Genomic DNA, 21,562 nt, shown 5'->3' with positions numbered 1-21,562 from the left:
CTTTAGGCTCCTTTTATTGCTTGGACAAAGCTTGCGTCAGGTTGTTGATCAGTTCCGTAAAGGTTTCAATAGATTCGTTCGTGTAAGTATCGTTCGGCGCGTAGACGATTTGACCTTTCGTTACGGCCTTCGTGTTTTGAAGCGCCGGCGCGTTGTCGATCACGTCTTGAGCGGGAACCGCTTTTTCGTCGGAAGAAATAGCGGCGTCCCGATCCAGCACGAAGATCCAATCCGGATTGCTTTGCGCGATCGCTTCTACGGAGATATCGTCGCCTTGGTGGTCGGTAGAAGAATTTTGAACTTCAAGCGAAGGAACCCAGCCGAAGATTTCGTACAGAGGCCCCCATACGCGTCCGGAGTGCGGAGCCGAGAAACCGATGTCGCCGCCGGAAACAATAACGCTCATCACCGTATCCGTCCCGTTATAGGCGGCTTTGGCTTCTTCAATGGCTTTATCGAAGTCGGCAATCAGTTGATCGGCTTCCGTTTGCTTTTCGAAAATTTCGCCGAGATTCGTTGTCGCGTTTTTAAATCCCGCGATCAGATTTTCGCCGGGCGAGCCTTCTTCTCCCGACACGTCGAGTTCAAAATCAATAACGGCCGCATTGGGAACCAATTTTTTGATCTCGTCATAATAGCTGGTAAAGCGTTGTCCCACAATGACCAGGTCAGGATCGGCGGCCGCTAAAATTTCCAGGTTCGGTTCGCGGTGGTTGCCGATATTTTGAACGGAATCGTCGCTGACGTAAGGCGAGTCGGGAGGCATGACGTCTTTCGGAGCAGCTACCAGCTTAACGCCCCAATCGGAAAGCGTTTCGAACGTGCGGTTGTCCAGCGCCACGACCTTGGTTGGATTTACAGGGACCGTTACCGTTCCGTGAGCATCCGTAATTTCTACGGTTGCAGGAGTGCTGGCGGCATTGGTAGCGGAATCAGCCGTGTCCGTCGTCGTTGCGGCGGCAGCGGAGCTTGCGGCATTGGAAGTTGCTGCTTCATCGGTTGTATTGGAGCATGCGCTCAGTGCCAAAGAGAAAGCAGCCAGACCGATTACCATGAATTTCGAAAACTTGAATTTGTTCATTTGAACCCCCTGATAAGATATGGAATTTACTTGCGGACTAAGCTATGTACGGAACGGAATCACTTTTATATCATGATGGCTTCTCAGGTACAGCTTGAAACCAAGCCGCACTCCTTTTTTGTTTGGTAATGAGCGAGAAGCGCATTAAATGATAGTGATTCTCAATATCAATGTTAAAAATTATACCAAGAGGTTCAAGAATTTCAACCAGTTACTCGATGTAAACTGTGACTAAAAAGTGAACCGTTTACCTGTTAACTAAATGATGTTCAAACCTAAAAAGAACCCGAAGCGGGATCGGCCCGCCACGGGTTCGACTCATGATTTCAAAAGATACCGATCAGTTTTTAAAACTATGAATCGGAGCCGGCACGCGGCCACCGCGGTTGATGAACGGCGCGCAGTCGAACCGATTGACCGGCATGACGGGAGCGTAGCCGAGCAGGCCGCCGAATTCCGCGATCTCGCCGACGCCTTTGCCGATGACGGGGATCAGCCGAACCGCGGTCGTCTTATTGTTGACCATGCCGATCGCCGCTTCGTCCGCGATGATGCCGGCAATCGTCGAAGCGCTCGTGTCGCCCGGAATCGCGACCATATCGAGGCCGACGGAACAGACGCAGGTCATCGCTTCCAGCTTCTCCAGCGTCAGCGCGCCGCGCTGCACGGCTTCGATCATCGCCTGATCTTCGCTGACCGGAATGAACGCGCCGCTTAAGCCTCCGACATACGAAGATGCCATCACGCCGCCTTTTTTCACGTTGTCGTTGAGGATCGCGAGCGCCGCCGTCGTGCCCGGCGCGCCGGCTTCTTCCAGACCCATCACCCGGAAGATCTCGGCGATGGAATCCCCGACTGCAGGCGTCGGAGCAAGCGAGAGGTCGATGCTGCCGAACGGCACGCCGAGGCGCTTTGCCGCTTCCTGCGCGACGAGTTGGCCGGCACGCGTTACCTTGAATGCGGTGCGCTTGATCGTCTCGCACAGCGTTTCGAAATCGACGTCTTTGACGTCTTCGAGCGCTCTTTTCACGACGCCCGGTCCGCTGACGCCGACGTTGATTTCGCATTCCGGCTCGCCGGGTCCGTGGAACGCGCCCGCCATGAACGGATTATCCTCGACGGCGTTGCAGAATACGACCAGCTTAGAACAGCCCAGCGAATCGCGGTCGGCGGTCAGTTCGGCCGTCTGCCGGATAATCTCGCCCATCTTTTTCACCGCGTCCATGTTGATGCCGCTGCGCGACGAGCCGATATTGACCGAGGAGCAGACGCGTTCGGTCACGGCCAGCGCTTCGGGGATACTGTCGATGAGGATGCGGTCGCTGTTGGTGTAGCCTTTTTGCACCAGAGCCGAAAATCCGCCGAGGAAGTTGACGCCGACTTCGCGCGCCGCGCGGTCGAGCGTCTCGGCCACGCTGACGTAGCTGGTCGCTTCCGTCGGTCCCGCCGCGATGGCGATCGGGGTGACGGAGATGCGCTTGTTGATGATCGGAATGCCGAATTGACGCTCCAGGTCTTCGCCCGTTTTGACGAGATGCTCGGCCAAACGTGTGATTTTGTCGTACACTTTTTGATTGAACGTCTTCAGATCCGGGTGTCCGCAATCCATCAGGCTGATGCCCATCGTGATGGTCCGCACGTCGAGCTTCATTTCGGAAATCATGGTGTTCGTTTCTTGAACTTCGAATTTCGAGATCATGGGTTGTCGGCCTCCTTTCCTAAATTCGGTGCATGCTGTTGAAAATGTCTTCGTGCTGAAGCTTGATTTCGACCCCGATGGTCAGGCCCAAGTCGTGCAGGTCCGTGATCAGGTTCTCGAATGCTTTGGCCGGGTTGGAAATATCCACGATCATCATCATGTTGAAGTAGTCCTGCACGATCGTTTGCGAGATATCGAGAATGTTGACGTTTTGCTCCGCGAGGTAGGTGCAGACTTTGGCGATAATGCCTACCTGGTCTTTTCCGAGTACGGTAATGATGCCTTTCATCGTGAAATCCCCCTTGTTTACATGCGCTGGCGACTATGGAATGCGGCTGGTTTATCGGCATTCGGTAATGCGTTAGCGCGTTAAGTTACGAGTTATTATGTCAGATCGGGAGGGAGGGTTCAAATGGCGATTTGGTGGCGGGTCAATGTAAACGTTCTATGTATAGGCGAGAAAGCGTATTGCAATGAAGTTTGATAAAAATGAAGGGCCGCAACGTTGAATTTTTGGATTGTTCAGTAATTGTTCAGAATTTGCTGTTATACTGCTCGGTATAAGCATCCATTTGCATACAGAGGGGAAGAGGGCGAATGAAGAAGACGGCAGCGGCCTATACGGGAAAAAGGTGGTTAAGGAAAGGTTTTTTGATAACGCTTACAACCTTGTTGGCGGGCGGAACGTTCTCGACGATCGGAACAGGAAAAGCATGGGCGATCCCGGTTGATAAAATCGTGCAGACGGTGGCGGGAACCGGCACGGGGGGCAGCAGCAAAGCGCCCAAAGCGATCTGGTCGGAGTTGAACATGCCGACAGATCTGGAATTGATCGAATTGCCTATCGATTCCACGATGGACAAACTTCACGGGTTATTATTGAACGATCCCGTTAACGGAGAAAGTTGGTTCGCTTTTGCTAACGGTTTGGCATTCGGAAATGAAGTTGATTCGAGGCTGCAGGGCGACTACATTCCTTTTCGTTTCCAAACCGGCGACGGAGCCTCTGTAATTGCGCAAGACTTTGCTTATCCTAAACTTTCCGAAAGTCTTCCCGATTTTGAACAGATTTATTTCACGGGTCACGCGCAAAATGCTGACGGTCCCAACGTGTTCAGATTCAAAAAAGTCTTGAGCGATTCGCAGAATGCATCGAACCCAGTGATAAGTGTGGAAGTTGAAGCGGTTCTGGATCCGAATTTGTTGAGTTCCACGGCAGGGCTGGCTTTCGATGACGAAGGGTATCTGTATACGTATGACGATACGATTAACCAAGGCTATCGGTTTCTTCCTTCGCAGGATGCTGTTTTACCCTATACGACTCAGGATGTAGGTTACATGAGCGGTTTTAATTTTGGCCAACCCCATGTTTTTCAGGATTTTGTTATTGAAGGAAGGTTCATGTACACGCTTAGTAATCCTCCCTCAGATCCGACTATGATCACTAAAATTGAAATGAGTGACGGAGAAGCCGTACCGATTCAAGTAGGAGGCCTGAACCAGCCGACTTCTTTAGCAGTCAGCTCGGACAAGGATGTTTACGTAGCGGATACGGGCAATAACCGCGTAGTCCAGTTTTATGATACGAACGCCAGCTACCCCGACCTTATTACGGTAGCGGGAGGAGAAGATGCTGTCGATCCTTCCGAAGGAAGACCGGCGGACAAGACCGCATTAAGCGCTCCGCAGGGCGTAACAATAGCCGAAGACGGCACGGTCTACATTTCCGATACCGGCCACCACCGGGTCATCCAGATCGCGCCGCCTCAATCGCCGGCTTCGGAAGTGAACGGGCAGGCAGGCAACGCGAAGGTCGATCTCTCTTGGACCCCGGCCGACGATGCGCTGTATTACGAAATTTACAAATACGCAGGCAGCGTGCCTCCGGCCGAACCTGATTCCCGGGCTTGGGAACTCGCAGGATCGACGCTCTACGGCGATTCGCAGTCTTCGAATTCCTTCACCGTAGCCGGATTGACCAACGGCCAACCTTACGTCTTCGCAGTCAAAGCCAAAGGACTGCGCAGTACATCCGTATTCGCTATTTCTCCAGCGCTGACGCCGGTCGGACCTCCTACGACAAATCCGACCAACCCTACTAACCCGACGAATCCGTCAATTCCTTCTGCGGGCGGCGGAATTTCGACTCCGGTCGCTACCCCGCCGGCTCCTGCGCCGACGAATACGACGACGATTAACGTCAACGTGCAAAGCAGCGCGGCCGCGAACGGTTCGGTAGTCGCTTCGCTTGCGATCACGCGCACCACAGGCGCGGACGGCATGATCAAGGATGCGCTGCAACTGACCCCGGCCAAAGCGACCGAGATTATAGACCTATTGAAGCCATCCGGTTCGAAAACGGCTGCGATCGTGCTGCCCGACGCAAGCGATGCAGTTTCGCAATGGGACTTTACAGTACCGGTCGCGGCTTCCAAATTGCTCACGGACCAAGGCATTGAATTGGTCGTGCTGAACCCGAATGTGCGCATTCAAGTGCCGGCATCTTCTTTGACAGGATTGACGGACGATCTGTACTTCCGCCTGATTCCGGTAAAAAGCACGGCGAGCAGCAGCGAGATTCGCTCCCGCGCGCTGGCCGATCCAGAAATCATGGCCGCTGCGAACGGCGGGGACATTAACGTTGTCGGTCGCCCGATGACGATCGAGACGAATCTGCAAAGTCGTCCGGTAACGCTGACCCTGCCGCTTCCGGAAGGCAGTAACTTCACGGCGCAACAGCAGAAAAAGCTGGGTGTCTACATTGAGCACAGCGACGGTACGAAGCAACTGGTACGCGGCAAAGTCGTCACGTTGGATAGCGGTCGTCAAGGATTGGAAATCAGCGTCAACAAATTCAGTACATTTACAATCGTGAACGTGAGCAACTGGGGAAGCACGCTGATCGCGTCGCCTTACATCATGGGGTACGCGAACGGCAGCTTCAAACCGGCGCAAAACATCACGCGCGCCGAGCTGGCGGCAATCGTCGGCCGGATCACGGGCGTGACGGAAGGCACGTCGGCATTCAGCGACGTGAAAAGCGGAAGCTGGGCTTCCACGGTCGTCGGACCGGCTGCGGCATCGGGCATCATGACGGGCTACGGCGACGGCACGTTCAAGCCGAACGCGTCGATCACGCGCGGCGAACTGGCTGCGGCCTTGGCGAAACTGCTGCCGCAAAGCGGCTTGAACGCAAGCATCCAAGCGGCCGGATTCAGCGATTTGGCAACGAGCCATTGGGCAGCGGGTCCGGCAGCCGAGCTGCAAGCAGCAGGCGTGGTGACGGGGTATGAGGACGGCAGCTTCAAGCCGGAGCAGAACGTGACGCGTGCGGAAGCGGTAACGATGATTAACCGTTTGATCGGACTGGACGGTTCGATGGTTCTGCCGGACGCGGCGTCGTGGAATGACGTGGCGGATACGTATTGGGCTTACGATGCGGTTCGCGCGGCTTCGATGCAGCGGTAAGCGAAACGGAAAAATCACGGAATCGAGCGAGATTGAGTATGTAGCATAAAAGAAAACTAAAACATGTAAATCGACTATAAAGATCGGGCCGAAGCCCGATCTTTCAGACTGTCGACAAACTCAAGAATTTGAGTGCGTCGACAGTCTTTTTTCGTTTAAAATAGAAGCATCAACGACGTGAGGTGAGCATTCATGTTAACGAAACAATCATCGGATGGACGAACTCAACTGGAACTGGTGGCTTTGGATCAGCTGGTTCCTCGCGAGCATCTGGTGCGTAAGGTGGAGGCGGCCATCGATTTTTCTTTTGTCTACGAGCTCGTCCAGAACTTGTATTCGGAAAAAGGACGCCCCAGCATCGACCCGGTGGTTCTCATCAAACTCACCTTCATTCAATATCTGTTTGGCCTTCGTTCCATGCGAAAAACCATCGAGGAGGTCCAAACCAATCTGGCATACCGTTGGTTTTTGGGCTTTGGGTTTTCAGACCCCGTGCCCCATTTCTCGACCTTCAGCAAGAACTACGCGCGTCGGTTTCAAGATTCTGACGTGTTCGAGCGGATCTTCTACCGCATTCTCAAGAACGTAGCCGACCAGAACCTGCTGCGCGCCGAGCATGTGTTTGTCGACTCGACGCATGTCAAGGCCAGCGCCAACACACGCAAGTTCGAGAAGAAGGTGGTGCGTAAAGAAACGCGAGCCTACCAATCCTTGCTCGAAGCGGAGATCAATCAGGATCGGGAAGACCATGGGAAAAAGCCTTTCCCACCGGACAAGTTTCCGTCGCAAGAGGAAGAAAAGGAAATCAAGGAAAGCCTCACCGACCCGGAAAGCGGCTATTACGTAAAAGATGAGCGAACCCGGCAGTTTGCTTATTCGTTTCATGCCGTTTCGGATCGTCGTGGGTTCGTGCTCGGGGCTCGGGTCACGCCAGGGAATGTCCATGACAGCCACCTCTTGCCGCCTCTCGTTGAGCAAGTCATGCAGCATGTGGGAAAACCGAAGGCTGTGGCCGCAGACGCTGCCTACAAAACGCCCGCGATTGCAAAGTATTTGTTCGACTCCGGCATCTTACCGGCTCTTCCGTATACGCGCCCGCATACGAAAGAGGGCTTTTTCAAAAAGAGCGACTACGTGTACGACGAATATTACGACTGTTACCTCTGCCTCGCGGGAGAGATCCTAAGCTATTCAACGACCAACAAGGAAGGCTATCGGGAATACAAATCCACCCCAGCGATCTGTAGCGCCTGCGACGGGCTAAGCTCGTGTACCGCTAGTCAGGCCAAACAGAAAGTGGTGACCCGCCACGTGTGGGAGCCTTTCGTGGAGGAAGCGAACCATCTGAGACACCGACTGGACGTGAAATCCATCTATAGCAAACGCAAAGAAACCATTGAGCGCGTCTTTGCGGATGCCAAAGAAAAGCATGGCATGCGTTGGACGACCCTAAGAGGGCTTAAAAAATTGTCCATGCAGGCGATGCTTACGTTTGCAGCCATGAATCTGAAAAAGCTCGCAAATTGGACGTGGCAGCCTGCACCCAACGTATAGAAAGGGGCTGACAAGGCTTTGTCCCTAAGCTTAACAAGCAGACTGTTGACAAAAGAGAGTTAGAGCACAGGCTCTAACTCTCTTTTGTCAACAGTCTGAAAGATCGGGCCGAAGCCCGATCTTTTTTTACGCATTTTGAAAAAAATATAAAGATGAAGTTCAGAAATTGTTTGGACATCCTTCAAAACGCAAAGCTGTTCAGAATTTGTTCAGAATCAAATGCTATATTGCTTTTGTAATAAATTGGAGTTGTCTATGAAGCATTTCACAAACAGAGGGGAAGAATGTGGATGAAAACGAAACATTTCAACGCAAGGGGCTTGTTAAAAAAAATGGCTATAGGCTCATTGGTCGGAGCTACAGTGCTGGGGACACTTCCGACAATGAGCAAGGTTATTTACGCAGAATCAGACTTGGTAACGGGTCAAAACGCAAATAGAATGACTTTGCAAAAAGTGAACGTTATTACTCCAAACGGTGAGGAATATCCAGCTCAACCTAGAGGCATCTTCTTAAAAACTTCACCGAACAAAAACGGTAACGGGTCTTCTACTATGATGGGATTCAGCGACTATATGAACAATACTGTTTATTTGACTCCTGACATTGACAATTCGGCTAATTTTTTATCTTTACAGACTAAAGGCGACAAGGGACCATTAGCTGTCAAAGATTTAGTTTTGGGAACTTGGGATGAAAATTTGGACTCTGAAATTTTTGGAACAGCAAAAGATGATCTTTCGCAAAGCAATAATGTATACGAGTTTTCTATCAAAAGCGATATGACTGGGACGCCTTTGTTGGATCCGGGGACTATCGCAGATCCGCAGGGAATTGATGCGGGCGATCATCACACGCTGTACGTTGCAGGCGGTAGTGATAAAACAATCTGGAAATTGGTATTAAAAGAAAGTACCGACAACGATTCCGATACCACTCAGCAAATTGACAGCACAATGAGCGTGACGGATGAAGAAGATAATAACGATGAGCAAAGCGGTACGGCAGGCGGCGAAAGTCCTGTTGAAGAAAGTTCGAATTCGAGCAACGGCAGTACCTCCAGCAGCGAAGAAGAAAGCGAAACGAACGAAAACGTATCTAACTCTTACGAGTTCCAGGAAATGAATGTAGCGAACTCCGACACGAATATTCAAGAGGCGTCTTCTGCGTCGTATAAGGCAATCGCAATCAAGTCGTTCGAGGAGTCTGGATCGACACTTACGGACGTGGTTTATGACGGTACAAATCTGTATGTATCGGACGCCGGATTAAATCGGGTCGTCAAGGTCAGTCTACAGGATCCGCAAAACGTAGAAGTGATCGCGGAAAACCTAGACAATCCGCAATCCATATCGCTGGATAATCAAAACAATTTGCTATATATCGCGAATGCGGGTAGCAATCAAGTGAATAAAGTCAATCTTTTGAATAAAGAACTTCTACCCATCACGAATTCGACTTCTTCCTTTTTCTATCCGACGAGCGTAGCCGTCGATCCAACGTCGGGAAGCGTTTATATCGGCGATGAAGAACGTATTCGAAAGCTTACACAAAACAACATGTATGAGCAGATTCAAGATGCGAACGGAGACACTTGGAATCTTGTGAAAAGCATAGACGATTTAACCCATATACAATACGATCTGGGAGCGAATTACTTGCTTACTCAAGATATTTCTTTGTCCGGAGCCGCAATCAGCACGAACGGTTGGGATCCAATCGGACGAAACGAAGGTGCTTTCTCGGGCAAGTTTGACGGCGGGAATCATAAGATTTCAGGCTTAACGTTTACCATGACCGAAAACGAAGAAAGTACGATCGGACTTTTTGAAGAATTGGACGGTGCAACGGTACAAAACCTTTCTTTGACCGACGTGAGCATAAAAGGAAAACGTCGAATCGGAGCTTTGGCCGGAGAAGCGTACGATTCGGAAGTCAAGAATGTTCGAGTCCAAGGACAAGTGGAAGGCCAACGATATTTAGGTCTCTTGGTCGGGGAATCCGGAAACAGCACTTATATTAATAATAAAGTAACAGGTAGAGTGAGTGTGGCAGAGGCATATTGGGAGAACGGGAACAACACCAAATACATGGGAGGATTGATTGGAGAGAGCGTTTACGATCAAATTCGTTATAATGCCGTTCAAGCAGATGTAGTCGGCATATACGGCACTTACGATATTGGCGGATTGTCCGGTGAAGTATCAGGCGGAGACATTCGTCAAAACGCGGTAATGGGCAAAGTCGTAGGCACCGCTTCGATTGGCGGATTCATTGGCGACTTGAGTATGACGCACGGGACCGTTTTATACGACAATTACACGCAGAGCGATGTAATCGTTAATAATCAACCCAGAAATCAAGACCTGATTTTTTCAAATGAAGCGATCGGCGGATTTATTGGTGCTATTAGCAGCTTTTACGACAAGGAAGATCAAATCCAGGTTCCTACGATCATCAACAATTATGCAGCAAATACATTGAGCCGTGTTAGAATAAACGATTCAGCCGAATTAACATGGGTAGGTCCCTTTATCGGATTTGACCATGTACAAAATGCTATAGAAGAATGGGAGGAATTTGGAAGTTCTGAAGATGAGCAACCATTGGAAGTCGTTTTCATTAATAATTTCTGGAATACAGACACATTCGTAAACGCGAAAACAACTTCTTTGTACGGATACGGTCTTACAAACGGAGAAATGCAAACAAAAGCAACATTCGCAGATAAAGGTTGGAACTTTGATGATGTTTGGATGATGGAAGATTCCTCGAATTCTTCTTATCCTCTATTGAGACCTTATCAAGACGAAAATTCGGCGCCGATTGCTGCTCCAGAAGTACCGCAAAATGTAACGGCTAAAATCAAAAACGGCAAGGTGGAATTGAACTGGGATGCCGTGAACGGTGCAGCAAGTTATAGCGTTTATAAATTCCAGGGCGAATATGCGCCTGAAGATTTGAATATGTGGGTGGAAGTGGCCGCAAGTGTGACTTCGACCACTTATACAGTTTCCGATCTTCAAAATGATCAATTTTATAGGTTTGCTGTAAAAGCCTCCAATTCGGCAGGAACGTCCAGAGTTTCGCGGGCGTCGGACAAAGTGAAGTTGGAGAGTCCGAATAAATATGTCTACGAGCAAAAAGAAATGGACGGAAAGACTTGGAATTTAGTAAAGACGCCGGCTGATCTGGATCATATCCGCGATGACCTGAACGGCAAGTATTTATTGAGCCAAAACATTTCCAAAGAGAAGTTGGACCAGTATTTGAATACGCAAGATCGTATTTCTTGGAAGCCGTTAGGTAACGAAAGACAAATGTTTACAGGTTTCTTCGACGGTGGCGGTTACGCTATCGACGGTTTGAAGGTTGACGGAGAACAAAGCGGATCTTTTGACGGAGGATTGTTTGCTTATTTGAATAATGCAACTGTTCGCAATCTCCGTTTGACTAATGTCGATATCGCTCCATCGCAACTCGGAGGAGGATTGGCGGGTTCCGCGACTCAGTCGATTATCGAAAAAGTAGGTATCGAAGGGTCTGTGCGCGGCAACGGATACGCAGGAGGCTTGATTGGGCAAATATATGATAGTACGGTAAGCGAAAGCTACTTCCGTGGAAACGTGGAAGGTTACGGTACATTGGGCGGTTTGGTCGGTTCGTTGCGTATCAACGGTTCCAAAGGCGATCATTCAATCTCCAACAATTATGCTTGGGCCAAAGTAACGCCTGATGCACCACGCTTTTTGGCTCGCGGCATGAATATGGCTTCGGGCGGCTTTGTCGGAGAAGCCAGCTACATCTCTTACTTGCCGAGCGGAGCGACAAGTTCGGTGAATCCGATCATTTTCAAAAATAACTATAGTTCTTCAGAAATCGTTACCTTCTCGCATATCGACAGCATTGAAGAAGGCTTCAACAGTATGAATATGTTTGGCGAAGCTTGGCCATTTGAAGGTCCGAGTTACGAGTCGAATGCTATTCGCTCCGTCTCCAACTATTGGGACGGCACCTTCCCAACGCAATCGAACGAAACTTCGGAGTTGGCTAAAAAGCTGACTACGGTACAAATGAAAACCGAAGCATCGTTTGAAGGTTGGGATTTTAATAAGATCTGGACGCTGCAAACCAAAGATTCTAAACGCGGCGGCTACCCGACGCTCAAAGCTTTTGCCAAAGATCAAACGCCGCCGACGCCGACTGTACCGACGACGCCTTCGAACCCTTCGACGGGCGGCGGTACATCGGCTCCGGCTCCAAGCGCGCCGGCAGCGCCGTCGAACACGACGACGATTAACGTAAATGTGCAAAACAACAAAGCGAGCAACGGTTCGGTTGTCGCTTCGCTGGCGATCACGCGTACCCGCGGCAACGACGGCTCGCTGAAGGATCAATTGCAACTGACTCCGGCTAAAGCCAAGGAAATCATTGATTTGTTGAAAACTAGCGGATCGAAAACGGCTGCCATCGTTCTGCCGGATTCCGCCGACGAGATCTCGGAATGGAACGTGAACGTACCGAGAGAAGCTTCGAACACGCTGGTCGGCGAAGGCGTGGAACTGGTGATCCTGAACCCGAACGTGCGCATCAGCGTACCGGCATCCTCATTGACAGATTTGACGGACGATCTGTATTTCCGCCTGATTCCGGTGAAAAGCACGGCGACCAGCAGCGAGATTCAATCCCGCGCGCTGGGCAATCAAGAAATCGTAACCGCAGCGAACGGCGGCGATATCACCGTTGTCGGCCGTCCGATGACGATCGAAACGAATTTGCAAAGCCGTCCGGTAACGCTGACCCTGCCGCTTCCGGAAGGCAGTAGCTTCACGGCGCAGCAGCAGAAAAAGCTGGGTGTCTACATTGAGCACAGCGACGGTACGAAGCAACTGGTCGCAGGCAAAGTGGTTACTCAAGAAGACGGCAAGCAAGGGCTGGAAATCACGGTGAACCACTTCAGTACGTTCACGATCGTGAACGTGAGCAACTGGGGAAGCACGCTGATCGCATCGCCTTACATCATGGGCTACGCGAACGGCAGCTTCAAACCGGCGCAAAACATCACGCGCGCCGAGCTGGCGGCAATCGTCGGCCGGATCACGGGCGTGACGGAAGGCACGTCGGCATTCAGCGACGTGAAAAACGGAAGCTGGGCTTCCACGGTCGTCGGACCGGCTGCGGCATCGGGCATCATGACGGGCTACGGCGACGGCACGTTCAAGCCGAACGCGTCGATCACGCGCGGCGAACTGGCTGCGGCCTTGGCGAAACTGCTGCCGCAAAGCGGATTGGACGCAAGTATCCAAGCGGCCGGATTCAGCGATTTGGCAGCAAGCCATTGGGCAGCGGCTCCGGCAGCGGAGCTGCAAGCAGCAGGCGTGGTGACGGGTTATGCGGACGGCAGCTTCAAGCCGGAGCAAAACGTGACGCGCGCCGAAGCGGTCACGATGATTAACCGATTGATCGGGCTGGACGGTTCGATGGTTCTGCCGGGCGCGGCGGCGTGGAATGACGTGGCGGATACGTATTGGGCTTACGATGCGGTTCGCGCGGCTTCGATGCAGCGGTAAGAAATTCAATACAATAATTGCAGTATAAAATTAAAGACAGAAGCAAAATTAGAAGCAAAAGTTGAGAAGACCGGGCTGCGGCCCGGTCTTTTTTTATGTGAGGATCGGGGGTTACAAAGCTTAGAGGCCGAAGGCCTGAAGTTAGACGACTAGTAGCATCTGAGGGTTGAGCGCGAAAAGAGCGACCCCTTCGTCGTCTCAACTACTCTTTCACGAAGCGTTTTGTCCGTGGATCTGATGCTAAAGGATTGCATATCCTTTAGCATACTCATTTTCGGGATCTGCAATTTGTAACGGATCGTAGGAACTCTTAGATAGAAAAAGTGGATGAAGTCGGCACGAAAAGCAGCTTTTTCACCGCTAAGCGTTCCCTCGATCCGTTACAAATCTCAATTCCCTGATTCGAGGCGCTAAGCGTTCTGTCGATCCGTTACACGTTATCTTCTTCGAATCGCGCCTGTTCGGTTAGATTGGATGGAATTTATTAGGATTTGGATGCTGAAGACAAAGGCAAAGGCTACAAGTTCAAAACATTGGAAGACGTTTGAGCCGGTTGTTCGGCTAACGTCTTTCTTTTGATTGTTGATAGAGAGCTGATTTGCTCTCTTTGAGATCCGCTTAGCTTTTCATCCACACATAGTGATGGACCTAAAAGAGTCGCTTAGCGCGGGAACCTATTTTCATCAGGACGGAGTCATCGACCGAAAATAGTCGCTTGACGCGCCCCTAAACTTTTCATCCACACATAGTGATGGACCAAAAAGTCGGGGGTTGTTCAGAAAATGTTCAGAACCGTGTGCTATATTGATTTCGTTGCAACCCGGCAGAGAACCCCAACTCTCTCTCTGTCGGTAACCCCGCCGAAACCACCCCCCCGATTCCAGGTTTCGAGCAAGACCGAAGCACTCGCGCTACCCTCCTCTGCGCGGGTGTTTTTTCGTTTTCTTTTCATTTGTTTCATCTTTTTTGTAATGCTTGCTTGCCAGGATGGGTCGTTTCGGGTAATAAAGGGGAAGGAGCCGCTTCAGAAGGAAGCAGGTCTCCATTTCGACTCCCTGCGCCCATTTCCCATAGAAAGGTGTGACCGCCATGACCCGCATCTCCCGCGTGCTGCTGCTCGTCGTATGGCTGGCCTTCATCGTGTATGCGCTGTTTTTCGCGCCCGGAGCGGGCGGCGGGGAGGACCCGTGGTTGAGACCGCTGCTGACGCTTCAAGCGGATGAGCCGTCGTTGCTTGCCATGTTTAGCTTACTCGGACTGTTCCCGATGGCGTTTGCCTGCATGCTGCTCAGACATGACGATCGCGCCGTTCCGGCTTGGCTGTTCGTAATCTTGTCTTTCGGATTGGGTGCGTTCGCTTTACTGCCGTACTATATCCTTACTTCGAATACGCATGCCGGCTCGCATGATCTGCGCCATCCGCAAGGACTGCGCAAAGCGACGGAATCTTCGATCACGCACGGCATCCTGTTTACCGTTACGCTGCTTGTGATGGGATGGGGACTTCTGCTGGGCGATCTCGGCGTGTACAGGGAAGCGTTCGGCACATCGATGCTCGTCAACGTCATGACTTTGGACTTCTTGCTGCTGACGTTATTGTCCGTATATGCGATCTACACCGGATCTCGCAGACGCTCGTTGCCTCAAGCGATGGCCCTGTTGGGACTGATCCCGATCCTCGGATTGCTGATTTACATTTGGATGACCCGCATGGATCAGAGCGTGTCGCCGTATATCCCTTCCCAAACTAAACCCAAGATGAGACGCAGAGCGGGAACCGGCTAGCCTTCTTCTCGAAATTCCCCTATGCTCTTCTATAAAAATAATCCCCGCCGACTCTTGTCGTTGCGGGGATTTTTGCTTAATCAAGGAACCTTCTCCGTTTAATCCTGCGTCTTTTTCCGATCGCTGCGATACACGACGTCCGGGCCCGCCGGACGACTGCGGATATACTCCAACAGCTGGTTGGCCATGTATTCCGGAGTATGCGCGTAACCGCCTTTGATCCATTCCAAAATCATCCCCCATATCGCGTAAGCCTGATATCCGGCATATAATCCGCGATCGATCCGGGGATTGATGTCGGCGGCCTCCAGATCGTGCAGGCTGAGTTCTTTGATCACGCCGCAAATTCGGTCCGGGAACCCGGGCAAAGCCTGCGACTCCACAATTAACGCGTAAAAAGAAGCGTGTCGATGCACATGCTCGAAGATGGTGATTCCGGAGGCGGTCAATTTGCGTATGTCGAAGTAATCCGTATGGGCATAAGGCTCGCGGAACGAGGCAATCAGGTCGGTCATCGCGTCGTCTACCGCCTCTGCCAGCAGCTCTTCTTTATCCCGATAATGTTTGTAAAAGGTACCCCGGTTCAGATCGGCGCCGCGCACGAGCTCGGTGATCGAGATGTCTTTGAACTCGCGTTCGCGCATGAGGGCGATCAGCGTTTCTTTGAGCGCCTTTTTGGAACGTCGAATACGGCGGTCGACATGCGACAAAGACTCCGGCGCAGCCGTCTCGGACTCAGGATCGGTCATCTGGAAGTCCTCCTTTTCAGCAGCAAAATAAGTTAATGAACAGCAAAGCAAGCAGATGCTTATTAACGAACAAAAGGGTCTGCTTTTACCGATTGAATGCGTTATCTATGATTGATTATACTAAATTTAGTAATAGATAATGAACATTTGTTGACGAAAAGCCATTTTTCAAACGCGGGAGGACGCAAACATGAAACTTCAAGGCAAAACGGCGATCGTAACGGGGGCAGCATCGGGCATGGGGCGCAGCATTGCGATTCTGTATGCGGCGGAAGGCGCGAAAGTCGCGGTATCGGACATTAATCTCGAAGCGGCGGAAAAAGTAGTCCAAGAGATCAAGGACGCGGGCGGCGAAGCGTTCGCGATTAAAACGAATGTCGCGTCCGAGGACGATATTCAAGCGCTCGTTGAAGGCACGGTCGAAAAATACGGCACGCTCGACATTCTCGTCAACAACGCGGGGATCATGGACGGCTTTACGCCGGCAGGCGATTTGACGGACGAATTGTGGGAGCGCGTTTTCGCGATCAACACGACCGGCCCGATGCGCGCTATCCGCAAAGCCCTCCCGATCTTTCTGGAAAAAGGGCAGGGCGTCATCGTCAACGTGGCTTCGGCAGGCGGTTTGAACGGTTCGCGCGCGGGTGCGGCTTACACGGCATCCAAGCACGCGGTAGTCGGCTTGACGAAAAATGTCGGCTTCCAATACGCGGTAAAAGGCATTCGCTGCAACGCGATCGCGCCGGGCGGCGTGGCTACGAATATCTCCGCTTCGATGGGGCAGCCTAACGAATTCGGCGCGCAGCGCGCGATGGCCGGCATGGGCTTGAACCCGCGCGTCGGCGAACCGGACGAGATTGCGAAAGTGGCGCTCTTCCTCGGCTCCGACGATTCCAGCTTCGTCAACGGCGTGACGCTGGCGGCGGATGCGGGCTGGACGGCTTACTGATCGCATCTCGTATTCCGAATAAATGTGAATTCCAAGCTCTTTCGGCTTCTGCCGGAAGAGTTTTTTATTGCTTAAAAGTATATAATTATCATTTATCATTATTTATTTATTGTAAAACGATAAATTATACGCTACAATCGAAGCAAATCCACAGACAAGCGAGGGAAAAAGCATGGAACGAGGCACGACACTTTTTTTGAAGGCGGCGGTTGTCCTGATCGGGCTTCCGATTTTGGCGATCTACATTTTCGTGGTGCCGAATATCGGAAACTTTGCGGCGGAGCTGTACCCGGAGTATACTTCGATTCGGATATGGGTGTGGATCGATTTATACGCGACGGCGATTCCGTTCTATTTTGCGCTGGCAGAGGCATTTAAGCTGTTGATTCATATCGAGCGCAAGCGCGCGTTTTCGGATCTTGCCGTGCAGGCTTTGAAAAGGATCAAATACTGCGGCATCGGGGTAGGCGGGCTGTTCGCGATCGGAATGCCGCTATTCTACCTGATGGCCGAACGCGACGACGCGCCGGGGATTATCGTGATCGGCATGGTCATCATTTTCGCCTGCCTGGTTATCGCCGTATTCGCCGCGGTGCTTCAGAAGCTGCTTCAGGAAGCGATCGCGATCCAACTTGAAAACGAACTGACGGTGTGAGGAGGATTTCATGGCAATCATCATTAATATCGACGTGATGCTGGCGAAGCGGAAAATGAGCGTGACCGAATTATCCGAGCGGATCGGCATTACGATGGCGAACCTGTCGATTCTCAAAAACGGCAAAGCCAAAGCGGTCCGGCTGTCCACGCTCGAAGCGATCTGCAAAGCGCTGGATTGCCAGCCGGGCGATTTGTTGGAGTACCGATCGGATAGCGAAGACGAGGAAAGCTGAATCGCGAACTAAAATGGAAGATAAAGGATCGGCGCGACGGCCTGCCTGAATAAGGCGGGTCATTTGCTTTGAAGCGGACTGCATATTTTCATGAATAGCCCTTTTTCTCTACTTAACCTAAGATTTTTATCCGATAAAGGTAGTTAGGAATAAGCAGAGGCGACAGGAGGAACGGCAATGAATATTCATGAGGAATTGACGAAAGTAACGGGAAGAGACGAGTTTATCGCGTTTGTCCATCGATTGACGCAAGATTTGGAGCATAACCCGGAAGACTGGGCGAACGTTACATTGAAAGATTATTTGCTCAGTATTGCTTCCTGGGTAGAGGACGGGGCGCACGAGCAAGACGAGAAAGAAGGCCGTTTGCCGGGAGCCGCGGTTTCGCGCCGGGCCGACGTGGAGTGGGAACGGTTGGCGTTTCTGCTGTTCGCGGCCGGACGGTACGAGTAAGAAATCAGGTTTCACGCTCATCCGAGGGAACTTTTTCGTTCGGGCGCAACGGAATCGGCTCTGTCCGAACTGGCGGAAGAGATTCGAAAGTTGCGCGCTACCGGTGACGAAAAGGTTCTTTTTTTGCGGTAAAATGGTATAGTGAACACGGAAACAATGCGGACGAACGTTGGATGGACGAGTGCGAGCAGTATCCAATTTTAATATAGATGGAGAGTTAACGAACATGAGCGAGCAAAAAGGCAAGTCAGAAGGAATCAGTCGCAAGGAGCGCAAGCTTCAGACGGCCAAGGAAGAAAAAAAGAAGAACCGTCCTTCGGGTAAAAAAAAACCGGGCGTTAAGCGCAGTTCGCTGCCGGGCAGAGAAGCAAAAAGCGAACAGGTCACGGCTACCGTTCCTGCGCCGCAGGGCGAGCGCGCGGATTCGGCAGGGGAACAGCGCGAGCCAAAGCCCGCTCCGCGCAAAGAACGGAGCGAACGCGGAGCTTCGGCAGGACGAGGCCGTGCTTCGGCATCGGCGCGCCCGGCCGAATCGAATGATCAAGCGGAACGCCTGAGCCCGAGCGAGCGTTACGAGAAGCGTCAAAGCGAACGGGCGAGCGCCGAGGCGGCCAAGCAAGCATCCGGACAAAAGAAAACAAAGGCCAAGCGCGAGACTTCGGCTTCGCGCCAGCCTTACGCGGGCAGCAAAGCGCCGGTATCGGGCACCGATATGGGCAAAACGCAAAGCGGCCGCGCGCAGCGCGATCCTGCGGCAGCGGGCAAAAATCCGTACCCGAACGGCAATGCGGCAGCAGGCAAACTGACGGCTGCTCCGGCGGACGCCGAGCAGGTCAAAGTCGGCGACCGCATCGTCGTGACGATTAAGCGGATCGGCATCAACGGCGAAGGCGTCGGTTATTTCCGCCGCAAAGCGGTGTTCGTCGACGGCGCGATCACGAACGAAGTCGTCAAAGCCGAAGTTTTGGAAACCCAGGCGAAATTCATCAAAGCCAAGCTGATCGAGATCGAAAAGAAATCGAAACACCGGGTCGAGCCTCCTTGCCCGGTATACGGAATCTGCGGCGGCTGCCAGCTTCAGCATATTTCGTACGAAGGCCAACTGATCGCGAAGCTGGAGATCGTGCGCGAAGCGTTCAGCCGTTACGCGAACCTCAGCGATCTGAAGATCAAGCCGACGCTCGGCATGGATCGCCCATGGGATTACCGCAACAAGGCGCAGCTTCAAGTGGAGCGCCGCGACGTTAAGGGCGCGAAAAGCGAAGTCATCGCCGGCTTGTACGAGATCGGCAGCCATGAGATCGTCGATATCAGCGGCTGCCCGATCCAGCATCCGCAGGTCAACCGCGCGATCGACCGCGTCAAGGCCGTGCTCGGCGACCTGAATATTCCGCTGTCCAAAGGCGACAGCCGCGGCGGACGCAGCGACATCAAAGATAGCGGGACGCGCAAAGGCGTGCGTACCATCGTCGTGCGCAACGGCTTCCAATCCGGCGAGATTCAAGTCACGCTCGTGACCGAGACGGCGGAGCTGCCGCGTCAGGAAGATCTGATCGAACGCCTGCGTCTGGAACTCCCGGAAATGAGCGGCTTGTCGGTCAACGTGAATCCGTTCAAAACGCCGCTAGTCTTCGGCGAGCGCACGATCGGCCTGTGGGGCAACGAAGCGATGAACGAGTCGCTCGGCGACCTGAACTTCACGTTGTCGCCGCGCGCCTTCTTCCAGTTGAACCCGGAGCAGACGATCAAGCTGTACGAGACGGTCAAAGCCGGGGCTGCGCTGACGGGCAAAGAAACGGTCGTCGACGCTTACTGCGGCACAGGCACGATCGGTCTGTGGTTGGCTCCTTACGCGGCCGAAGTCCGCGGCATCGAAGTGATCCCGGAAGCGGTCGAAGATGCGCGTCGCAACGCCGAGCGCAACGGCCGCGATAACGCGGACTTCTTCGAAGGCGAAGCGGAAGACCTGCTGCCGCGCTGGGCGAAGGAAGGCTACAGCCCGGACGTGATCGTCGCCGACCCGCCGCGCGTGGGACTGGATCGCAAATTCCTGGAAACGGTGCTGCGCACGAAGCCTCAGAAGTTCGTGTATGTGTCGTGCAACCCGTCGACGCTGGCGAAAGACTGCAAAGTGCTGCTGGACGGCGGGTACGAGATCCAATCGGTACAGCCGCTGGATATGTTCCCGCAGACGAGTCAGGTGGAGTGCGTAACGGTGTTGGTAAAGAAATAAAACGAAAGAGAAGCCCGAACTTGTCGAGTTCGGGCTTTTTTCTATGCAGCATAGACACAGCTTGTTATAATGAAAAAGGGTTATTTTTCCAATAAAATGCCTTTCGGCGAGAACGGAGTTGATTGTAGTGGTTGTTTATAAAAAGTCCGCGTTGCTGCTTTTTTTATCCGCTATGGCGCTTCTGTCAGGATGCAGTTTCTTTCGCAGTCCGCCTACCGCACACAGCATAACGACGCAACAATTGCCGAACGGCCAAACCAGGGTGGTCTCGGCACCGCCTTCGATCGCTGTTCCTTTAGACCGGGAGCTGCTGCAACAACTGGATCAAAAACAAATCGCTCTCCAATCGCTTATAGCCGAGGAACTCGGTCTCAACAGCGAAGACGTCCTTGTGAAGCTTGCCCAAACATCGCTTGAAGCCCAAGACGGCATCTACGAGCTCGCCTGCTCGGTCGTGTTGAATACGGACGAGACATTCCAAGACAAACCAGGCAATATTGACGAGGTTGTCGATCAGATCTTGAATACCGTGACCGAAGCTTCGATCAATACCAAGATCAGCAGCGAAAATATAAGCATTATGAATAATGAAGGTATCGAATTAAAAAAATAACCCTACACCTCACAAATGAACGCTAGCGCCAATCTGGGACCCCTAGCGAACATTCAGAGGTGTATTTTTATTGACAAAAAGTTTCTAGTGCGTCATAGTGTACTTATTGTACAAGTACACTATGAATCATTAAGGTGGTCCACGTGGAGATAATTATCAGCAGCAACACGAGCAAGCCTATTTACGAACAGATCACCTCGCAGATCAAAGCCATGATCATGAACGGGGAGCTGCAAACCGGCGATCCGATCCCGTCGATGCGGGCATTGGCGAAGTCTGTGCATGTCAGTGTCATTACCGTTCAAAAAGCGTACGAAGATCTGCAGCGCGACGGTTTTATCGAAACGACGGTCGGGCGCGGCAGCTTCGTCTCGGCCAGAAATCGGGACTTCATTCAAGAAGAGATTCAGAAGAAAATCGAGGAACACTTGAGCCTGGCGGCGGAAACGGCTCGAACCGGAGGCATTCCGCTTGCGAAACTGACAGAGTTATTGACGATCTTTTATCAGGAGGAATGA

General features: G+C 52.1%; 15 protein-coding genes. 11 read left to right on the top strand and 4 right to left on the bottom strand.

Annotated elements, in window-relative coordinates; all coding sequences use genetic code 11:
* Positions 1 to 13: 13 nt before the first annotated feature.
* The 3 genes from SACSAC_RS05975 to SACSAC_RS05965 form a co-directional block, all read right to left on the bottom strand.
* A complete protein-coding gene (locus tag SACSAC_RS05975) occupies positions 14 to 1,081 on the bottom strand; it encodes a siderophore ABC transporter substrate-binding protein (RefSeq protein WP_037284523.1) in 1,068 nt (355 codons plus the stop codon).
* A gap of 340 nt (positions 1,082 to 1,421) precedes the next feature.
* A complete protein-coding gene (locus tag SACSAC_RS05970; protein WP_037284520.1) occupies positions 1,422 to 2,780 on the bottom strand; it encodes a DUF711 family protein in 1,359 nt (452 codons plus the stop codon).
* A 19-nt stretch (positions 2,781 to 2,799) separates the two neighbouring features.
* Complete coding sequence (locus SACSAC_RS05965; protein WP_037284518.1) at positions 2,800 to 3,069, bottom strand: ACT domain-containing protein; 270 nt, start codon at positions 3,067 to 3,069, stop codon at positions 2,800 to 2,802.
* A 362-nt stretch (positions 3,070 to 3,431) separates the two neighbouring features.
* On the opposite strand from SACSAC_RS05965, the gene SACSAC_RS05960 reads away from it, so the two are divergent.
* The 4 genes from SACSAC_RS05960 to SACSAC_RS05940 all read left to right on the top strand — a co-directional run bounded on the left by SACSAC_RS05960 (position 3,432) and on the right by SACSAC_RS05940 (position 15,157).
* On the top strand, positions 3,432 to 6,248 hold the full coding sequence (locus SACSAC_RS05960) for an S-layer homology domain-containing protein (RefSeq protein ID WP_169833751.1): 2,817 nt from the start codon (positions 3,432 to 3,434) through the stop codon (positions 6,246 to 6,248).
* A 192-nt stretch (positions 6,249 to 6,440) separates the two neighbouring features.
* Positions 6,441 to 7,802: an IS1182 family transposase gene (locus tag SACSAC_RS05955; protein ID WP_037284512.1), complete on the top strand. Its 1,362-nt coding sequence runs from the start codon at positions 6,441 to 6,443 to the stop codon at positions 7,800 to 7,802.
* An 800-nt stretch (positions 7,803 to 8,602) separates the two neighbouring features.
* Complete coding sequence (locus tag SACSAC_RS05950) at positions 8,603 to 13,372, top strand: S-layer homology domain-containing protein (protein ID WP_169833750.1); 4,770 nt, start codon at positions 8,603 to 8,605, stop codon at positions 13,370 to 13,372.
* Between the two features lie 1,089 nt (positions 13,373 to 14,461).
* Positions 14,462 to 15,157, top strand: a complete 696-nt coding sequence (locus tag SACSAC_RS05940) for a hypothetical protein (RefSeq protein WP_051506902.1) — start codon at positions 14,462 to 14,464, stop codon at positions 15,155 to 15,157.
* 98 nt (positions 15,158 to 15,255) lie between these two features.
* Here the strand turns inward: SACSAC_RS05940 and SACSAC_RS05935 are convergent, their stop codons facing one another.
* Positions 15,256 to 15,906 carry a TetR/AcrR family transcriptional regulator gene (locus SACSAC_RS05935; RefSeq protein ID WP_051506901.1) on the bottom strand — a complete coding sequence of 217 codons (651 nt, stop codon included), beginning with the start codon at positions 15,904 to 15,906 and terminating at the stop codon, positions 15,256 to 15,258.
* 190 nt (positions 15,907 to 16,096) lie between these two features.
* Between SACSAC_RS05935 and SACSAC_RS05930 the strand changes: the two genes are divergently transcribed.
* The 7 genes from SACSAC_RS05930 to SACSAC_RS05900 all read left to right on the top strand — a co-directional run bounded on the left by SACSAC_RS05930 (position 16,097) and on the right by SACSAC_RS05900 (position 21,562).
* A complete protein-coding gene (locus tag SACSAC_RS05930; protein ID WP_037284502.1) occupies positions 16,097 to 16,855 on the top strand; it encodes an SDR family oxidoreductase in 759 nt (252 codons plus the stop codon).
* Between the two features lie 172 nt (positions 16,856 to 17,027).
* The gene (locus SACSAC_RS05925) at positions 17,028 to 17,510 is read left to right on the top strand and encodes a DUF2975 domain-containing protein (RefSeq protein ID WP_037284499.1); all 483 of its coding nucleotides are present in this window, start codon (positions 17,028 to 17,030) and stop codon (positions 17,508 to 17,510) included.
* 10 nt (positions 17,511 to 17,520) lie between these two features.
* Entirely contained in the window at positions 17,521 to 17,745 is a 225-nt protein-coding gene (locus SACSAC_RS05920) for a helix-turn-helix domain-containing protein (protein ID WP_037284496.1), read from the top strand.
* A 177-nt stretch (positions 17,746 to 17,922) separates the two neighbouring features.
* Positions 17,923 to 18,198 (top strand): DUF7660 family protein, encoded by a 276-nt coding sequence (locus SACSAC_RS05915; RefSeq protein WP_037284494.1) that lies wholly within the window; start codon positions 17,923 to 17,925, stop codon positions 18,196 to 18,198.
* Between the two features lie 226 nt (positions 18,199 to 18,424).
* Positions 18,425 to 20,431, top strand: coding sequence for a 23S rRNA (uracil(1939)-C(5))-methyltransferase RlmD (gene rlmD / locus SACSAC_RS05910; protein ID WP_084777931.1), 2,007 nt, complete (start codon positions 18,425 to 18,427; stop codon positions 20,429 to 20,431).
* A 127-nt stretch (positions 20,432 to 20,558) separates the two neighbouring features.
* Positions 20,559 to 21,044, top strand: coding sequence for a hypothetical protein (locus SACSAC_RS05905; protein WP_037284491.1), 486 nt, complete (start codon positions 20,559 to 20,561; stop codon positions 21,042 to 21,044).
* Positions 21,045 to 21,187: 143 nt separating this feature from the next.
* Positions 21,188 to 21,562, top strand: coding sequence for a GntR family transcriptional regulator (locus tag SACSAC_RS05900; protein WP_037284488.1), 375 nt, complete (start codon positions 21,188 to 21,190; stop codon positions 21,560 to 21,562).

Origin of the sequence: Saccharibacillus sacchari DSM 19268, from assembly GCF_000585395.1 — a bacterium.
Classification (GTDB): Bacteria; Bacillota; Bacilli; order Paenibacillales; family Paenibacillaceae; genus Saccharibacillus; species Saccharibacillus sacchari.
Note: the sequence above shows the minus strand (reverse complement) of the source record. Positions and strands in the feature narration are given on the sequence as shown.

What these genes read in the sequence shown, in the direction of transcription:
- SACSAC_RS05925 (WP_037284499.1), top strand. Translation starts at nt 17,028, where the DNA reads ATGGAACGAGGCACGACACTTTTTTTGAAGGCGGCGGTTGTCCTGATC.
- SACSAC_RS05975 (WP_037284523.1), bottom strand. Translation starts at nt 1,081, where the DNA reads ATGAACAAATTCAAGTTTTCGAAATTCATGGTAATCGGTCTGGCTGCT.
- SACSAC_RS05935 (WP_051506901.1), bottom strand. Translation starts at nt 15,906, where the DNA reads ATGACCGATCCTGAGTCCGAGACGGCTGCGCCGGAGTCTTTGTCGCAT.
- SACSAC_RS05965 (WP_037284518.1), bottom strand. Translation starts at nt 3,069, where the DNA reads ATGAAAGGCATCATTACCGTACTCGGAAAAGACCAGGTAGGCATTATC.
- rlmD (WP_084777931.1), top strand. Translation starts at nt 18,425, where the DNA reads ATGAGCGAGCAAAAAGGCAAGTCAGAAGGAATCAGTCGCAAGGAGCGC.
- SACSAC_RS05920 (WP_037284496.1), top strand. Translation starts at nt 17,521, where the DNA reads ATGGCAATCATCATTAATATCGACGTGATGCTGGCGAAGCGGAAAATG.
- SACSAC_RS05955 (WP_037284512.1), top strand. Translation starts at nt 6,441, where the DNA reads ATGTTAACGAAACAATCATCGGATGGACGAACTCAACTGGAACTGGTG.
- SACSAC_RS05970 (WP_037284520.1), bottom strand. Translation starts at nt 2,780, where the DNA reads ATGATCTCGAAATTCGAAGTTCAAGAAACGAACACCATGATTTCCGAA.
- SACSAC_RS05940 (WP_051506902.1), top strand. Translation starts at nt 14,462, where the DNA reads ATGACCCGCATCTCCCGCGTGCTGCTGCTCGTCGTATGGCTGGCCTTC.
- SACSAC_RS05930 (WP_037284502.1), top strand. Translation starts at nt 16,097, where the DNA reads ATGAAACTTCAAGGCAAAACGGCGATCGTAACGGGGGCAGCATCGGGC.
- SACSAC_RS05915 (WP_037284494.1), top strand. Translation starts at nt 17,923, where the DNA reads ATGAATATTCATGAGGAATTGACGAAAGTAACGGGAAGAGACGAGTTT.